At 40.6% G+C, this 323-nt stretch carries 1 protein-coding gene; it reads left to right on the forward strand.

Annotation, left to right across the window (positions count from 1 at the left end; all coding sequences use genetic code 11):
* Window positions 1–19 precede the first annotated feature (19 nt).
* Window positions 20–323, forward strand: a 304-nt coding sequence (locus tag AOA60_RS07555) for an anaerobic C4-dicarboxylate transporter family protein (RefSeq protein WP_256592809.1), incomplete at its 3' end; no start/stop codon positions are given.

The following is a 323-nucleotide window of genomic DNA, read 5'->3' on the forward strand; positions in this document are numbered from 1 at the left end:
GGTTGCGCAGGAATCAAAGGTGCGTCCTGAACGTCCTTTATCTATTGCTGTTATTGCTTCACAACAGGCTATTACAGCAAGTCCCATTTCAGCAGCAACAGTTGCCCTTCTGGCAATGCTAGATCCTTTTGGAATTACTTTCTTACAAATTATTGGGATAACAATTCCGGCGACCTTTATTGGTATTATGGTTACTGCATTTTTGATCCGTAAAAAAGGGTTGGAGCTTGAAGATGATCCTGAGTATAAAGCTCGAATAGAAAAAGGCTTGGAACCAATTCGACAAGCTCGTGAAGGAGAAAAAGTCACAAATAAATCTAAGG

Source organism: Pseudomonas sp. 2822-17 (assembly GCF_002742485.1).
GTDB lineage: Bacteria > Pseudomonadota > Gammaproteobacteria > Pseudomonadales > Pseudomonadaceae > Aquipseudomonas > Aquipseudomonas cyclaminis.